General features: G+C 48.6%; 16 protein-coding genes. 14 read left to right on the top strand and 2 right to left on the bottom strand.

The genetic code is table 11. The features are described 5' to 3' along the window. The first annotated feature begins 51 nt into the window (after window positions 1–51). From ACN08W_RS06465 to dapF, 4 genes are all read left to right on the top strand, one after another. Entirely contained in the window at window positions 52–732 is a 681-nt protein-coding gene (locus ACN08W_RS06465; RefSeq protein ID WP_419109070.1) for a regulatory protein RecX, read from the top strand. 143 nt (window positions 733–875) lie between these two features. Next, the gene (miaB, locus tag ACN08W_RS06470) at window positions 876–2,399 is read left to right on the top strand and encodes a tRNA (N6-isopentenyl adenosine(37)-C2)-methylthiotransferase MiaB (RefSeq protein ID WP_419103320.1); all 1,524 of its coding nucleotides are present in this window, start codon (window positions 876–878) and stop codon (window positions 2,397–2,399) included. A gap of 25 nt (window positions 2,400–2,424) precedes the next feature. Then, on the top strand, window positions 2,425–3,369 hold the full coding sequence (miaA, locus tag ACN08W_RS06475; protein WP_419109071.1) for a tRNA (adenosine(37)-N6)-dimethylallyltransferase MiaA: 945 nt from the start codon (window positions 2,425–2,427) through the stop codon (window positions 3,367–3,369). A gap of 58 nt (window positions 3,370–3,427) precedes the next feature. Next, entirely contained in the window at window positions 3,428–4,357 is a 930-nt protein-coding gene (gene dapF, locus ACN08W_RS06480) for a diaminopimelate epimerase (RefSeq protein ID WP_419107265.1), read from the top strand. A gap of 61 nt (window positions 4,358–4,418) precedes the next feature. On the opposite strand, the gene ACN08W_RS06485 is transcribed toward dapF, so the two are convergent. Then, the gene (locus ACN08W_RS06485; protein WP_419109072.1) at window positions 4,419–5,039 is read right to left on the bottom strand and encodes a class I SAM-dependent methyltransferase; all 621 of its coding nucleotides are present in this window, start codon (window positions 5,037–5,039) and stop codon (window positions 4,419–4,421) included. Window positions 5,040–5,163: 124 nt separating this feature from the next. On the opposite strand from ACN08W_RS06485, the gene hflX reads away from it, so the two are divergent. Both hflX and ACN08W_RS06495 read left to right on the top strand, forming a co-directional pair. After that, window positions 5,164–6,780: a GTPase HflX gene (gene hflX, locus ACN08W_RS06490; protein ID WP_419109073.1), complete on the top strand. Its 1,617-nt coding sequence runs from the start codon at window positions 5,164–5,166 to the stop codon at window positions 6,778–6,780. After that, complete coding sequence (locus tag ACN08W_RS06495) at window positions 6,777–8,816, top strand: ATP-dependent DNA helicase (RefSeq protein WP_419103243.1); 2,040 nt, start codon at window positions 6,777–6,779, stop codon at window positions 8,814–8,816. Before hflX ends, ACN08W_RS06495 begins: the two co-directional genes overlap by 4 nt. A gap of 73 nt (window positions 8,817–8,889) precedes the next feature. On the opposite strand, the gene lexA is transcribed toward ACN08W_RS06495, so the two are convergent. Beyond that, window positions 8,890–9,600 (bottom strand): transcriptional repressor LexA, encoded by a 711-nt coding sequence (gene lexA, locus ACN08W_RS06500; protein WP_419103242.1) that lies wholly within the window; start codon window positions 9,598–9,600, stop codon window positions 8,890–8,892. Window positions 9,601–9,883: 283 nt separating this feature from the next. On the opposite strand from lexA, the gene ACN08W_RS06505 reads away from it, so the two are divergent. The 8 genes from ACN08W_RS06505 (at window position 9,884) to ACN08W_RS06540 (ending at window position 15,141) form a co-directional block, all read left to right on the top strand. Next, window positions 9,884–10,273: a LysM peptidoglycan-binding domain-containing protein gene (locus tag ACN08W_RS06505; RefSeq protein ID WP_419109074.1), complete on the top strand. Its 390-nt coding sequence runs from the start codon at window positions 9,884–9,886 to the stop codon at window positions 10,271–10,273. 53 nt (window positions 10,274–10,326) lie between these two features. Beyond that, window positions 10,327–11,451, top strand: a complete 1,125-nt coding sequence (locus ACN08W_RS06510) for a histidinol-phosphate transaminase (protein ID WP_419107267.1) — start codon at window positions 10,327–10,329, stop codon at window positions 11,449–11,451. 130 nt (window positions 11,452–11,581) lie between these two features. Next, window positions 11,582–12,205 carry an imidazoleglycerol-phosphate dehydratase HisB gene (hisB, locus tag ACN08W_RS06515; protein WP_419103239.1) on the top strand — a complete coding sequence of 208 codons (624 nt, stop codon included), beginning with the start codon at window positions 11,582–11,584 and terminating at the stop codon, window positions 12,203–12,205. A 2-nt stretch (window positions 12,206–12,207) separates the two neighbouring features. Then, window positions 12,208–12,909, top strand: coding sequence for an imidazole glycerol phosphate synthase subunit HisH (gene hisH, locus ACN08W_RS06520; RefSeq protein ID WP_419107268.1), 702 nt, complete (start codon window positions 12,208–12,210; stop codon window positions 12,907–12,909). Then, window positions 12,906–13,076 (top strand): hypothetical protein, encoded by a 171-nt coding sequence (locus ACN08W_RS06525; RefSeq protein WP_419103237.1) that lies wholly within the window; start codon window positions 12,906–12,908, stop codon window positions 13,074–13,076. Before hisH ends, ACN08W_RS06525 begins: the two co-directional genes overlap by 4 nt. Before the next feature lie 24 nt (window positions 13,077–13,100). Further along, a complete protein-coding gene (gene priA, locus ACN08W_RS06530; protein WP_419109075.1) occupies window positions 13,101–13,850 on the top strand; it encodes a bifunctional 1-(5-phosphoribosyl)-5-((5-phosphoribosylamino)methylideneamino)imidazole-4-carboxamide isomerase/phosphoribosylanthranilate isomerase PriA in 750 nt (249 codons plus the stop codon). Further along, window positions 13,850–14,737, top strand: coding sequence for an SseB family protein (locus ACN08W_RS06535; RefSeq protein ID WP_419109076.1), 888 nt, complete (start codon window positions 13,850–13,852; stop codon window positions 14,735–14,737). Before priA ends, ACN08W_RS06535 begins: the two co-directional genes overlap by 1 nt. Before the next feature lie 35 nt (window positions 14,738–14,772). Further along, window positions 14,773–15,141 (top strand): DUF1844 domain-containing protein, encoded by a 369-nt coding sequence (locus ACN08W_RS06540; protein WP_419103234.1) that lies wholly within the window; start codon window positions 14,773–14,775, stop codon window positions 15,139–15,141. The last annotated feature ends 2 nt before the right edge of the window (window positions 15,142–15,143 follow it).

Genomic DNA, 15,143 nt, shown 5'->3' on the forward strand with positions numbered 1-15,143 from the left:
GACGTTTCATGTTGAGCTATATTGCCTAGCATCAAAGTTGAGGAGAAGAACATGGAATCTTTTGACGAAGAGAACTATCCTTCATGGCACCCTGCAGCATGGGGCGCTGCAGAAGAAGACCTACTTAAAAGTTCTCAGGACTTCTCTGGCTCATCTTCAGCGGGGCAAAACCCCTGGGGTGATCAAAATGCCTCTGAGAGCAAAGAGCTCAGCGAAGAACAGAAAGCCCGCGAGTTTACGCACGCAAAAAATATTGTGTACCAGCAACTAGCGGCTTCTGCTAAGTCACGTTTTCAGCTTGAGAAAAAACTATCCGATAAAGGAATCTCTGCAGAAATTGCAGAAGATATTTTGCAACGTTGTGAAGCTGTTGGACTTGTTGACGATGAAGAATACGCCCAGATGTATGTGCGTACAACAGCAACGCTGAAGAAATTATCTCGTTCAGCACTACGACGAGAACTACAAGCTAAAGGGATTCGTGAAGAATATATTGAGCAGGCGTTAGCTCAACGTAGCGACACTGACGAATACGAAGATGCTGTGAGCCTTGTGCAAAAGAAATTACGTCCGTCAATGAATTTCAGCAACTATCGAGAAAAAGAGAAAATTATGCGTCGTCTTGTCTCCATGCTAGGACGTAAAGGATACTCTTCTTCTCTGGCATTTTCTGTAGTGCGTTCGGAGGTAGAGCGCATGGCTGAACATCAAGAACGTTCATCCTACGAATAAAGTTCACAACGAGATAGGGCAAGAGAACACATCGTATTGGTTGGCGCTATACGTGCTTTGGTATGAGTGACCAAAAACCCGTAAAATCTACTCTTAGTGACAGCCTGACAGTATATTTCATCGAGTAGGGTTAAAGAGTGACTTTGAATCTTCCTGAACAACAGACTTCTTCAACAACGTGTACAACAACCTCTAAGCCTTCACGAACCTACGAAGTTCGTACTTTCGGCTGCCAGATGAACGTCCACGATTCTGAACGCATGAGCGGATTGCTCGAAGCTAATGGCTATGTACCCGCCAGTTCAGAACAAACACCAGATCTCATCGTCTTTAACACCTGCGCTGTACGTGAGAATGCTGACAACAAGCTATACGGTAACCTTGGTCAGCTTGCTCCTGTCAAACGAGCCCATGAAGGAATGCAAATTGCTGTCGGCGGATGTCTTGCACAAAAAGATCAAGACACCATCATCAAAAAAGCGCCGTGGGTAGACGTCGTTTTCGGAACACACAATATCGGTTCACTACCAACATTGTTAGAACGCGCGCGACATAACCACCAAGCCCAAGCAGAACTTCTTGAATCTCTCGAAGTTTTTCCCTCCACGTTACCTACCAAACGCGATAACGTGTATTCTGGGTGGGTTTCTATCTCTGTAGGTTGTAACAACACCTGCACTTTCTGTATCGTGCCAAGCCTACGCGGTAAAGAGAATGACCGCCGCCCAGGAGAAGTCCTCGCAGAAGTTCAAGCACTTGTCGACGACGGAGCTATCGAAGTGACCTTGCTTGGTCAAAATGTGAACTCGTACGGGGTAGACTTTGGCGACCGTCAGGCCTTTTCAAAACTTCTACGTGCCTGCGGAAATATTGAAGGGCTTGAACGAGTCCGATTCACCTCACCACACCCTGCAATGTTTACCGACGACGTCATCGACGCAATGGCTGAGACGCCAAACGTTATGCCGGTGCTACATATGCCTTTGCAATCTGGCTCAGATAAGGTGCTTAAAGATATGCGTCGCTCATATCGGTCTAAGAAGTTCCTCGGCATCTTAGATAAAGTTCGTGCACGTATTCCTGAGGCCGTCATCACCACAGATATTATTGTCGGGTTCCCTGGAGAAACTGAAGAAGACTTCCAAGAGACACTAAAAGTTGTTGAACAAGCACGTTTCTCTTCTGCTTTTACCTTCCAATATTCGATTCGTCCTGGTACTCCCGCTGCAACTATGGAGAATCAAGTACCTAAAGAAATTGTTCAAGAACGCTATGAGCGTCTCATTGCTTTACAAGACCGTATTGCTGGTGAAGAAAACCGTAAACAGCTAGGTAAAACGGTAGAGCTGATGGTGGTTGCAGAATCCGGACGTAAAGCAGAACAAACTCATCGTCTTGCAGGACGTGCTCGAGATCAGCGTTTGGTGCACTTCTCTGTTCCTGCCGGTTGTGAGCAGCCTCGACCCGGAGACCTCGTCACTTTACCCATTACGGAAGCCGGTTCTTTCCACCTTATTTCAGACCCTAGCGCTGAAGAGTATTCTTTACGTCGTTCACGTGCCGGTGACGCTTGGGATAGAGCACAAGCTGATTCTTGCGGTACAACTGGCACTACTCAAGTTCCTGGGACACCGGTGAACTTGGGGTTCCCCACTTTTCGTTCCTAGCCGTTAAAGGTACTGTGTGATAGCCATGCTTGCTTCTCAAATGCAAGAAGAACACAATTTACCCGTTATTGCTGTTGTCGGCCCAACGGGTGCAGGGAAAACGGACTTTGCGATTGAGTTAGCTCAACATCTTGGTGGAGAGTGTATTAATGCTGATTCGATGCAGTTCTATCGTGGGATGGACATCGGTACGGCTAAAGTCACAGTAGAAGAGATGCGGGGGATTCCTCACCATCTTCTGGATATTCTCGACATTCGTGATGAAGCGTCTGTAGCCATTTTCCAGCAGCAGGCAAGAGAACTCTTCGACCAGATTCGTTCACGTGGAAAATATCCCATTATGGTGGGCGGCTCTGGGCTTTATGTTCGTGCAGCATTGGATATTTTAGATTTTCCTCCCACTGATGCTCAGATGCGTCAACGCCTAGAGCGAGAGCTTATTGAACAGGGGCGTGGCGTTCTTCTCCAACGTTTACAAGAAGTTGATCCTGTATCTGCTACTCGTGTGCGTGACGATAGACGTCTTGTGCGCGCTTTGGAAGTCTGGGAAATATCAGGGCGACCGTTCTCGTCCTTTATGCCAGAACGTGAGTATTATCAGCCTGCTGTACAAGTCGGGATTAATTGTGACCGTTCTCAGTTGCATCAGCGTTTAGAAGCTCGGGTTGAGAAGATGGTTCAACGCGGTCTTGTGGATGAAGTCCGAACACTAGAATCTTTAGGCCTTCGAGAGGGAAAAACGTCATCTCGTGCGATTGGGTATCGGGAGTTCTTACGTCTTATCGAGGCGGAAAGTTCTGCGTCAAAGAGCTATTCTTTGGAACAGGCTATGATGGATACGACGACTGCGACCCGTCAGTTTGCACGCCGTCAAATCACATGGTTTAACGCTGATCCTCGAGTCAGGTGGCTTGAGGGCGATACCTGCGAAAAACTCGCTCAGACGCAACAGCTTCTGGCAGAATACTGATAAACATTTTGATATCACAAGCAACGATAACGCGTGTTCTCATCGACGGCGAAAGGCAATGAGTATGACAGAAAATATGTGGGGAGATTTGACCGGTGTTCCACTCACCAAAGGACATGGAACCGGCAACGACTTTATTTTCGTCACTGACCCTGAAAAACAATTAAAACTACCAGAAGAACTCATTGCCCGTGTCTGCGATCGTCACTTTGGTATTGGTGCTGACGGTTTTATTCGTGCTGTTAAAGCGCAGATGATGGAATCTGACGCACCTGAAGACCGCTGGTTTATGGATTATCGTAATGCTGACGGAACCATCGCTGAGATGTGTGGTAATGGTGTTCGAGCTTTCGTAGAATATTTGGTTTCTGAAGACTTGTTGACACTTGAAGAAGGCGATCGGGTTCGTATCAGCACCCGTGCAGGGGTGAAGACTGTCGGCAAAACAGACAACGGATATGCCATTGATATGGGGCCATGGAGTTTCATCGATGGAGATGTCGCCCGTGAAAGTGGCGTAGACTCGCAGGTGAGCGTCCGAGGGCTTAAGACACCTCGTTCGGCGCTCTCCATTTCTATGGGGAACCCTCATACTGTTGTTGCTCTGGGCACTGACGGAAAACTAGACGGGCTGAGCCTTGATGCTGCTCCGAAAGTGAGCCCGACACCTGCCCACGGTACGAACGTTGAGTTTGTTGTTCCTGAAGAAATTGAGGATACAGAAGCTGAAACAGGGTTAGCGCATGTGGGCGCTATTCGGATGCGCGTTTATGAGCGTGGTGTGGGAGAGACTCTCTCTTGCGGTACTGGTGCTTGTGCAGCAGCTGCGGCAACCCGCTTCTGGGCTGGAGATGACGCCCCCGATGAATGGCTCGTGTACGTTCCTGGGGGAACTTTAGCTGTCACCTTTGTAACGGGCCCTGACGACCTCGAACATGTGGTGCTAGCAGGTTCGGCTAGTATGGTTGGAAAAGTCGTTCTTGTATAGTCGTGATGATGTGAAGTTCTATGTTTTGAGAACCTCACATCATCTTTTTAAGCGTTGCGAATTAAGCGTTGCGAACAACTTCAAGGATTCGGAACCCCTTAGAGGTACTGTAGCGTGATACGTGAAAAGTTCCCTGTGGCTGTTCTTCTAATTCGTGTGCTAACCATTTTTGTAAAGAATCTGCCCCGAGGTTCTTTTGAATCACGAGATATGCGCATCCGCCCACGTTTAACCGTGGAATCCATGTACGTAATATATTGTGTAGGACATCTTTTCCTACACGGATAGGTGGATTAGACCAGATGGTGTCAAACCGTAAATCTTGAGGTACTTCCTCTGGAGAGTAGACCGTCACATTGGTCAGCCCTAGCTTTTGCGCGTTGGTACGGGTGAGCTGCGCAGAACGTTCGTTAACCTCAACACCGGTGACCTGAGCTTGAGGGTTTTTTAACGCTAAGGTCAGGGTAATAGGGCCCCACCCTGTGCCGATATCAAGAAAAGAGGTGCCTTCTGGCTCGGGTACATTTTCAAGGAGTATTGCGGTGCCTTTGTCGATACCGCTGGGACTGAAAATACCTGATGCGCTTTGTACTCGTACTCGTTGGTTTGCTAGAGTGACGTCAATTTCACGAGGGGAGAAATCGCTATTGGGTGTAGCGGAAAAATAATGTTCGGCAACCATAGCTCACTACTTTACGGGAAAACAGAAGCTGGCGCTTGAACCTTCTTCCTCTGAGCTCGAAGAAATATCGTGGCTTCATACTGAATAAGGGCTGTAGAATGAGAGCAGATTGACGAAAGGTACTATGAATACTTCTGAATTTAATGAGCAGAATCCTCAGAAACTCCCTAGCGACGAACTGTTGAGGGAAACAGTAGACCGTGTTCTTGGGCGTTCTGCATCTTCTCGTTCTGGGGCGCGTGTTTTGGACGAACAAGCACGCGAAATATCTGCCGTGGATATTGAACATTCACACTATGATGGCGCTCAAGAAGATCTTGCTGAGCGTCGAGCCTTGCGACGTGTTGCGGGTCTATCAACAGAACTTGAAGACGTTACAGAGGTTGAGTACCGTCAGCTTCGTCTAGAGCGTGTGGTTCTTGCCGGATTATGGACAGAAGGTACCGTTGCCGATGCAGAAAATTCTTTGCGTGAGCTTGCTGCCTTGGCGCAGACAGCGGGTTCAGAAGTCTTGGACGGCATTATTCAACGTCGTTTAAAACCAGATCCGGGTACTTTTCTCGGTTCAGGTAAAGCACTTGAACTTAAAGATATTGTGCAGGCGACTGGTGCTGATACTGTTATTGTTGATTCAGAGTTGGCTCCTTCTCAGCGTCGTGCGTTAGAGGATATTGTGAAGGTCAAAGTCATTGACCGTACTGCTTTGATTCTTGATATTTTTGCTCAACACGCAAAGTCCCGTGAGGGTAAAGCTCAAGTTGAGTTGGCTCAGCTTGAATATATGCTTCCTCGTTTGCGTGGTTGGGGTGAATCTCTGTCTCGTCAGGCAGGTGGACGTGCCGCGTCGGGTGAGGGTATTGGTTCTCGTGGTCCTGGCGAAACTAAAATTGAGATGGACCGTCGTCGTCTTCGCGCTCGCATGGCAAAGCTACGTCGTGAGATTGCGGCGATGGCGCCCTCTCGCCAGACCAAGCGTTTGAACCGTCAGCGTCATGACGTTCCTTCTGTGGCGATTGCTGGCTATACCAACGCTGGTAAGTCTTCTTTGTTGAACCGTTTGACTGATGCTGGTGTCCTCGTTGAGAATGCTTTATTCGCGACTCTTGACCCTACGGTACGTAAAGCCCAGACACCTGATGGTGTGGGGTACACGCTTTCTGACACGGTAGGTTTTGTGCGTTCTTTACCTACTCAGCTGGTAGAGGCTTTCCGTTCTACGCTTGAAGAAATTGCTGATGCTGATGTGATTGTGCACGTGGTCGATGGGTCTCACCCTGATCCTGAGGGGCAGATTAAGGCGGTTCGTGAAGTTTTACACGAAGTGGATGCACACGAGATTCCTGAGATTATTGTTCTGAACAAGGCAGATGCCGCTGACCCGATGGTACTTGAACGTGTGCAACAACGTGAGCGAGATACTGTGGTGGTGTCTGCTCGTACGGGGCAGGGGATAGCGGAGCTTCAAGAGGTTATTGCGAAGCGTATTCCACGCCCTTCGGTTCAGCTGAATCTGCTTATCCCATATACGCATGGTGAGGTCGTTTCTCGTTTGCACCAGTGGGATGCAGAGATTCTATCAACAGCTTTTGTTTCTGATGGGACATATATTCAAGTGCTGGTTCGTGAACAACTTTCCTCTGAACTAGCAGAATATGCTTTAGACGACGAATTGATGGAAGTCTTACGACCAGAGATTGAACAAGCTCGTCAGGATGGTGCTGTTGAGGTTTCTTCTCGATGAGTTCTTGTGAAGAACCAGTGAGCGCTCCTACTGGAGAAGAGCTTGAGACGTTGCCTGGAGCGAAGCCTGCTCTTGAACTACTCGATCATGTGATTGCTTCTAGCGGGGGAGAACAGCGTGCTGGGCAACGGAAAATGCTCGCTCATGTGGCTCAGTCCTTTGAACTGAAACGTCATCTGCTGGTCCAAGCTGGTACGGGAACGGGAAAGTCTTTGGGCTATCTGATTCCTGCTGTTCATTATGCTCAATTTTCGGATAAGCCTATTGTGGTTGCGACGGCGACTTTGGCGTTGCAAACACAGATTATCAATCGTGATTTACCGCGACTTTTAGAAACCCTTTCGAATGTTCCTGAGGGGCAAACTGATGTTGCTGTTCTCAAGGGCCGTAATAATTATGTGTGTGTTCATAAGCTTGAGGGCGGTTACCCTGAGGATGAACAAGAGGACACTCTTTTCGCTGCAGATGTGGCCAGTGGTTCTGTTGGCCGTCTTGGTCAGGAAGTGTTGCGTCTTCGTCAGTGGGCTCAGACAACTGATACTGGTGACAGGGACGATATTAAACCCGGTGTCTCTGACCGTGCTTGGCGTCAAGTCTCTGTATCTGCTGCTGAATGTTTGGGTAAACGCTGTCCTTTGGTGGAGTCTTGCTTTAGTGAGCTTGCACGTGAGAAGGCCGCTCAATCAGACATTATTATTACGAATCATGCTCTTTTAGCGATTAATGCTTTTGAAGGTATTGGTGTTTTGCCGGAGCATGAGGTTGTTGTTATTGATGAGGCACATGAGCTGGCAGACCGTGTGACGGGTGCTGTGACGGGATCTCTTTCTGCCGGAATGGTATATTCGGCTGCTCGTTTGGTGCGTAAACACACGAAAGCTAGTTCTGATCCTTTAGAGCATGCTGGTAGCGCTTTAGAAACGTCTTTACGTGGTGTTGCTGCAGAGCTTTTACCTCGTGGCTTGACGGAGAGTATTGCTCATTCTGTGGAGCTGGTGCGTGAAGCTGCACGTGTAGCATTATCTGATACGAAAAGTGATTCTAAAGATAGTGATGCTCCTCGTCAGCTAGCTCGTAGCGCGCTGTCTGAGTTATTAGAGATAGCGGAACGGTTATTGGGCGCTGATGAGCATCATGAGGTGGTGTGGTTATCTCGTCCACAATCGTGGGAAGCTGGGCGTGGTTATGCTCCTGCTTCTGATGATGACCCCGCAACGTTATATATTGCTCCCTTATCGGTTGCGATGCAGATGCGTGATGGGCTTTTTGATGGGCGAACTGTGGTATTGACTTCTGCAACATTAAAGTTGGGGGAGTCCTTTGATATGGTTGCTCATTCTTTGGGGTTAAGTGGTGCCGGTGCTCCTCGTTGGGAGGGGCTAGATGTTGGTTCTCCTTTTGATTACCCTAAGCAAGGTCTGTTGTATGTTGCTGCTGATATTGCTAAACCATCTCAGGGGATTTCTACTGCTCAATTAGAGCGTATGCGTGAGCTGGTAGAGGCTTCTAACGGTGGTGCTTTGGGGCTTTTTTCTTCAAGGCGTGCGGCTGAAGAAGCTGCGGAGTATCTTCGTGAACATACTGATGTTTCTGTTCTGGTGCAGGGGGAGTCTTCGCTTGGCTCTTTGGTGAAGGAATTTTCTGAGGATAAAGATTCGTGTCTTTTTGGGACGATGAGTTTGTGGCAGGGTGTTGATGTGCCGGGGGATTCTTGCCGTTTGGTGCTGATTGACCGTATTCCGTTCCCTCGCCCTAACGATCCTTTGATGCAGGCTCGTACTCGGGCTGTTGCTTCTCGTGGTGGTAACGGTTTTATGAGTGTTTCTGCGTCATATGCGGCTGTTCGTATGGCTCAGGGTGTGGGGCGTTTGATTCGTTCTAGTGATGATCGTGGTGTGGTTGCTGTTCTTGATTCTCGGTTGGCTACTCAACGGTATTCTGGATATTTGATGAGTGCTTTGCCTCCTTTTTGGAAGACTACAAGAACTGATGTTGTATGTGGCGCTTTGCATCGCTTGCATGCACAAGTGAGTTAGCGCATAAAAATATTGGGTGTGTTCCTGTTAGAGGCAGGAATACACCCAATATATTTTTTATGTGGTTTTGGTATTAGAGACTTCGTAATACTGATACGACTTTGCCCATGATGGTGGCGTTGTCGCCGAGTATGGGTTCGTATCGGGTGTTTTGTGGTAGTAGCCAGGTGTGTCCGTCGCGTTGGCGGAAAGTTTTGACGGTTGCCTCGTCTTCGAGGAGTGCTGCAACGATATCTCCATTATTTGCGGTGTGTTGTGCACGGACGACAACCCAGTCTCCGTCACAGATTGCTGCATCAATCATGGAGTCTCCTTTGACGTGGAGCATGAATAAGTCTCCGTTGCCAACGATTTGGCGTGGCAATGTCATGACGTCTTCGACGGATTGTTCTGCGGTGATGGGACCGCCTGCGGCGATTCTTCCGACTAGGGGTACTACCGCAAAATCTTCGCTGTTGTGTTGAGGTGTTGGTAACTGAACGATGACCGATTCGGTGCTTTTTTCTTCAGTTGTTTCTTGTTCTTCTGCGAGTATTTCGATGGCTCGTGGGCGCTTGGGGTCTCGTCGGATGTAGCCTAATTTTTCTAGTTGTGAGAGTTGGTGTGTCACTGATGATAAGGATGCGAGACCTACGATGTCACCAATTTCTCGCATTGAAGGGGGGTAACCGTGGGTGTCTATAGCTTCAGAGATGGCAGTCAAGATGTGTTGTTGACGCGAACTGAGAGGTTTTCTGCCAGATTGTGGCGCAATAGTAGCGCTGGAGTATGTGTTATCGCTCACGGCGTTCCTTTGTCCATATTGAGGGGCCTGTCTAATGATGTTCTGGCGTAGCACCCCTAGCCATTGCTGAGATAGGGGATTTTAAAAGTCGTTAAACACTACCTGCCAATAAACAGTGTTAGGACAAGAGTATGGCACGTATCGAAAAAGTTCAAACATTTGTTCTAGTTTTTCTCGACTATATTCGAATTTTCTGATAGAACATATGTACTATATAGAACATAGTTTCGATTTATTCAGGGTGAATATTCGATATATAGCTCTATTGCTATCAGGAGGAAATATGTCAAACGTTCTGTATCTTCAGAGTTCAGCGTCTACACGTACCGCAGGTGCTTCACATCCAAATGCGCAGAACGCCTCAGGTATTTACTGGGGTAAGTATCGTATTTCCTTCTTGTTGGGTATAGCTCTTTGCTTCATAGCAATATTGACCTTATTGACTTCTCTCTACCTCGCAAATACCGCTCATGCTTCAACGATGCAAGAATTACAACAGGTGACGGAGCAAGTTACGGTTGGATACGGGGATACTTTATGGAGTATTGCCGAAGAACATTCTGCCGGTATGGACGTTCGTGACGTTTTGCTTCACATTATGCACATTAATGATTTATCATCAACATCCCTAGATGTTGGGCAAAAACTTGAAGTGCCTCTTTACTCATTATGAGAAGTATAAGAGAAGAATATGCGAGGGGTATCTGTTCTCGTTAGACTGTAAGAGTGAATGAAGCATTAGACCCCCTTTCAGTATTACCTATTCGTGACGACTTACGAGGGCGCTCTCCATATGGTGCTCCCATGATTGACGTTCCCATTACCCTTAACGTCAACGAAAATACGCACCCTATGCCTCAAGAAGTGATTGACGCAATCAGCTCAGAAATTGCGACAGTGGCGCAAACCCTTAACCGTTACCCCGATAGAGAGTTTACGACTCTTCGCGAAGAACTTGCCCAGTATCTAGGGCACGGTCTTAAACCTGAGAATATCTGGGCTGCTAATGGCTCTAACGAAGTGCTACAACAACTCTTTCAAGTGTTTGGCGGGCCTGGGCGAAGCGTCATGAGCTTTGTTCCCACCTATTCGATGTACCCTCTCTTAGCTGATGGGACAAATACTCGCTTCATCGCTGGGCAACGTGGCTCCGACTTCTCTCTTGGCCTCGAATCTGCCGTAGCTCAAATTCAAGAACATCGACCAAATATCGTGGTTTTGTGTTCTCCTAACAACCCCACGGGAACAGGGCTTGGGCTAGATGTTATCGAAGCTGTCTATGATGCGATGCAAGAACATGATGGCATTACCATCGTGGATGAAGCATACGCTGAATTCGCTCAAGATACCTCTGCGCACGCGCTAACACTTCTTCCGGGGCGCCCTCGACTAGTCGTAAGCCGTACCATGAGTAAAGCTTTTGCCTTTGCCGGTGCCCGACTAGGATACTTCGCTGCAGACCCTGCAATTGCTGATGCGGTACGACTTGTACGTTTGCCATACCATCTTTCTAGTGTCACTCAGGCTGTTGCAATAGCCGCCTTGCGCCACCGAGAAGGACTGCTCGCTAACGTGCAAGATATTAGAAACCAACGTGACCGTATCGTAAAAACTCTCAAAGAATACGGGCTACAGCCAGCCGTATCAGATTCTAATTTTATCTTTTTTGCTGGACTACGTAACGAAAAAGAAGCTTGGCAATGGCTCCTTGACGACGGCATCTTAGTCCGTGATAACGGCATCGCAGGACATCTGCGAGTGACTGCCGGAACAGCATCAGAAACAACAGCTTTCCTTGAAAGTCTTAAGAAGTATTTGGAACATTCTGGAGAACTACCCGCATCTTGCTAACATCATCGTGAGATGATTCTGGTAGTAGAACATTTCTCCTGAACTATCACTAAAACTAAGGTATCTGTCACCTAGTAGCGATAGATACCTGACGTGTACATCATATAAACCAAGAATATATAGGTAACCAATGCCAGCAAGCACTACAGGAATTGGCCCCCGCACCGCCAGACTAGAACGCACAACGAGCGAGTCCTCTGTCTTCGTTGAAATAAACTTAGACGGCGAAGGACGTTCTGACATCGACACTAGCGTGCCTTTTTACGACCATATGCTCACAGCTCTTGCGAAACATTCCCTGATTGACATGACGATCAAATGCAGTGGTGATACCCATATCGACGTGCACCATACGGTAGAAGATACCGGCATCGTCATCGGCGAAGTCTTACGCGAGGCTCTTGGTGATAAAGCTGGTATCCGTCGTTTTGGGCAAGCAACAGTTCCTTTGGACGAAGCATTAGCACAATGTGTTGTTGATATTTCAGGACGCCCCTATCTGGTGCACACGGGAGAGCCAGCAGGCTACGAATTTCACCTCATCGGAGGGCACTTCACCGGTTCGATGGTTCGCCACGTTCTTGAAGCTATCGCTTACCACGCAGGAATCTGCTTGCATATGACGGTGCTAGGAGGGCGAGACCCCCACCATATTGCAGAGGCACAGTTCAAAGCACTTGCACGTGCGTTGCGTCAAGCGGTTGAACCTGACCCTCGTCATTCTGGTATTCCTTCCACGAAGGGGGCGCTCTAACCATGGGCGTAAGCGTTCAATCCTCTCAGGACAAACCCGTTGTCGTCGTTTTAGATTATGGTGCTGGCAACGTTCGTTCTGCTGTGCGTGCTTTAGAGCAAGCCGGAGCTGACGTAATTCTTTCTCGCCAAGAATCCGATGTGCTTGGCGCAGACGGTTTGGTTGTGCCAGGAGTCGGAGCCTTCGACGCGGTGATGACGAGTCTGAAAAAAATTGATGCTCCTCGTCTAATTGGCCGGCGTATTGCTGGTGGACGCCCTGTACTAGGCATTTGCGTCGGATTGCAGATTTTCTTTGAACAAGGTAACGAACACGGGGTGCTTTCTCAAGGTATGGGAGAGTGGCCAGGTACGGTTGAAAAACTACGTGCTGAAGTTATTCCACATATGGGGTGGAATACTGTCTCTGCCCCCGAAGGGTCAGTGCTCTTTGACGGAATCGAAAACGAACGCTTCTACTTTGTGCATTCCTATGCTGTACAAGAATGGTCTTTTGACCAGAATAATGAAGCGATGTTGCCCCCACAGGTGACGTGGTCTACTCACGGCGTGCCCTTTGTTGCAGCTGTCGAAAATGGTCCGCTGAGTGCAACACAATTTCATCCAGAAAAGTCTTCTCACGCCGGTATTCGCCTCTTACGGAACTGGATTAATTCTTTGCCTCGCACGGGGCGCCTTAACTCCTCAGAAGGGAAGGAGCAATGAGCCCTTTTCTCTCTGGAAGCTTGTTGATGTTAGTGGGAGCTTTTTGCCTTGGTGGCACAATTTCTCTACGACAGCAAAAAGTTCCTCTTGTCGTTCAGGTCGCGATGCTGTGTGTGGCTTTACTGTTCATCGGCTATGGGGGATACGTCCTCTTTGCCTACAACTAAACTTTTACTTTTAAGGAATATGCGATGACAAATCTTTTAGAACTTCTTCCCGCCGTGGACGTTGCAAATGGGCAAGCAGTACGCTTGGTGCAGGGCGAAGCCGGCTCAGAAACTGGGTATGGTAATCCTGTTGAGGCAGCTCTTGCATGGCAGGATGCCGGCGCACAGTGGCTCCACCTTGTTGATTTAGACGCAGCATTTGGTCGTGGACATAACCTTGAGGTGCTCACCTCTGTTGCTAAACACCTCGATATTAATATTGAAATGTCGGGCGGTATTCGTGATGATGAGTCTCTAGAGCGCGCACTGTCTTTGAACCCTGCTCGCATTAATCTGGGTACTGCAGCTCTCGAAAATCCTCAATGGACTCGAAAAGTTATCGCAGAACACGGTGAGAAAATTGCTGTGGGGCTCGACGTGCGTGGAACAACTTTAGCTGCTCGCGGCTGGACTAAAGACGGCGGTCACCTGTGGGACGTACTAGAACGCTTAGAAGCTGACGGTTGCGCTCGCTATGTGTTAACAGACGTGACAAAGGACGGCACCTTGAGTGGGCCTAATCTTGAGCTTCTTAAAGAGGTCGCGCAAAGAACCGATAAGCCGGTGGTTGCCTCTGGCGGTATCTCTACCCTTGAAGATATTCGCGCATTACGGGAATTAGTTCCTTATGGTGTTGAGGGTGCCATCATGGGTAAGGCTCTTTATGCTGGAAAGTTCACTTTAGAACAAGCCTTGGACGTTGCTGGCTATCCAGCGCAGAACGTTGCACCATAATGAGCAATCATCATTCTTCGAAGCCTCCTGCGTCGCGTTCTTTGCCCGCTCATATTCAAGCTCAGCTCAATAGTGCTGGGGGCGAAACTGATACGGGTGGGCAGCCTTGGAAGGGGCGAAATTTAGGTGAAGGAACGAGTCACCGTCATCAATTTTCTGAGGATGATGGTGCGCGTGATGCTGTTATTGCTGAGGTTTTTGAGAAGTTCGTTTCTGGTTCTTGTCGGGAAGAAGATGTTGTTCGTGCTCTAAGCCAATGTCGAGTGTTTGTTCCCGTGGTTGCTGAGGTATCTCATTCGGTTGTTACTGATGAAGGTCTCGTTGCCGATAAAGAAGCAGATATGGCGTTAGTAAGTATCCAAGCGCCCGATGGGAGAAAAGCTCTTCCCGTCTTTACCGATGTGAAAGCTTTGCAACGATGGCATCCTGATGCGCGTCCTGTTGCGGCTTCGATGAGAAAGACTGCTCTTTCTGCGGTAGAAGATGGACAGCAGTTGTTGGTTGTTGATCCGGGTGAGCCGATAACATTTGTGGTGCGCCGTCCTGCATTATGGGCATTGGCTAAGGGTGAGCCTTGGATTCCCTCATATGCTGATGCGCGCGTAGAAGAAGCGTTGAATGCGTTGATTCCAGAGGGTAGCGGTATTGTCCGTGTCCGTGCTGTAGCTGGTGACGGTGTTGCCTCTCAGACGGCTGAGGGGCAACGTCTTTCTGGTGGCGGTGCTGGGCCAGAGCTGAAGATGATGGTGGAGCTGGTTCCTGGCCTGACTCAATCAGAGCTAAATATTGTGTTGGAAGAGTTTCAACGGCGTTTGGCGTCGGATGAGTTGGTCGGGCAGCAGGTAGACTCTGTGCAGTTAGTTTTATCCATGGCGTATTCGTCATAAAGAGTTCATCGTTTTTTCGGTAGAGATGAGGATATATGTCTGAGCGGTATTCGTTCGATGAGGAGCAGAAAAAAGTTCAGGAGCAGGTGCGTGATATTGCGGAGGTGCCTGCTGTAGAGATTATGACAACGGCTGCGGTGCATTTGATGAGTGCGGCTGCTGTGAAATGTGGTTTAGCTGAGGGTGAGGACGCTCAAGACCTTAAGGATTTGGATGAGGCTCGTAAACTGATTACGGCTCTTGCTGGGTTGGTGACGGCAGCTGCCCCTGAAATTGGTTCTCAGCATGCAGCTCCGTTGCGTGACGGTTTGCGAACTTTGCAGTTGGCTTTTCGTGAAGCGTCGATGATTCCTGATGCACCGGGACAAGGCCCAGGGGAGAAGTTCACTGGTCCTGTAATGTGACC

This window comes from Rothia sp. CCM 9419 (assembly GCF_048512815.1).
GTDB lineage: Bacteria > Actinomycetota > Actinomycetes > Actinomycetales > Micrococcaceae > Rothia.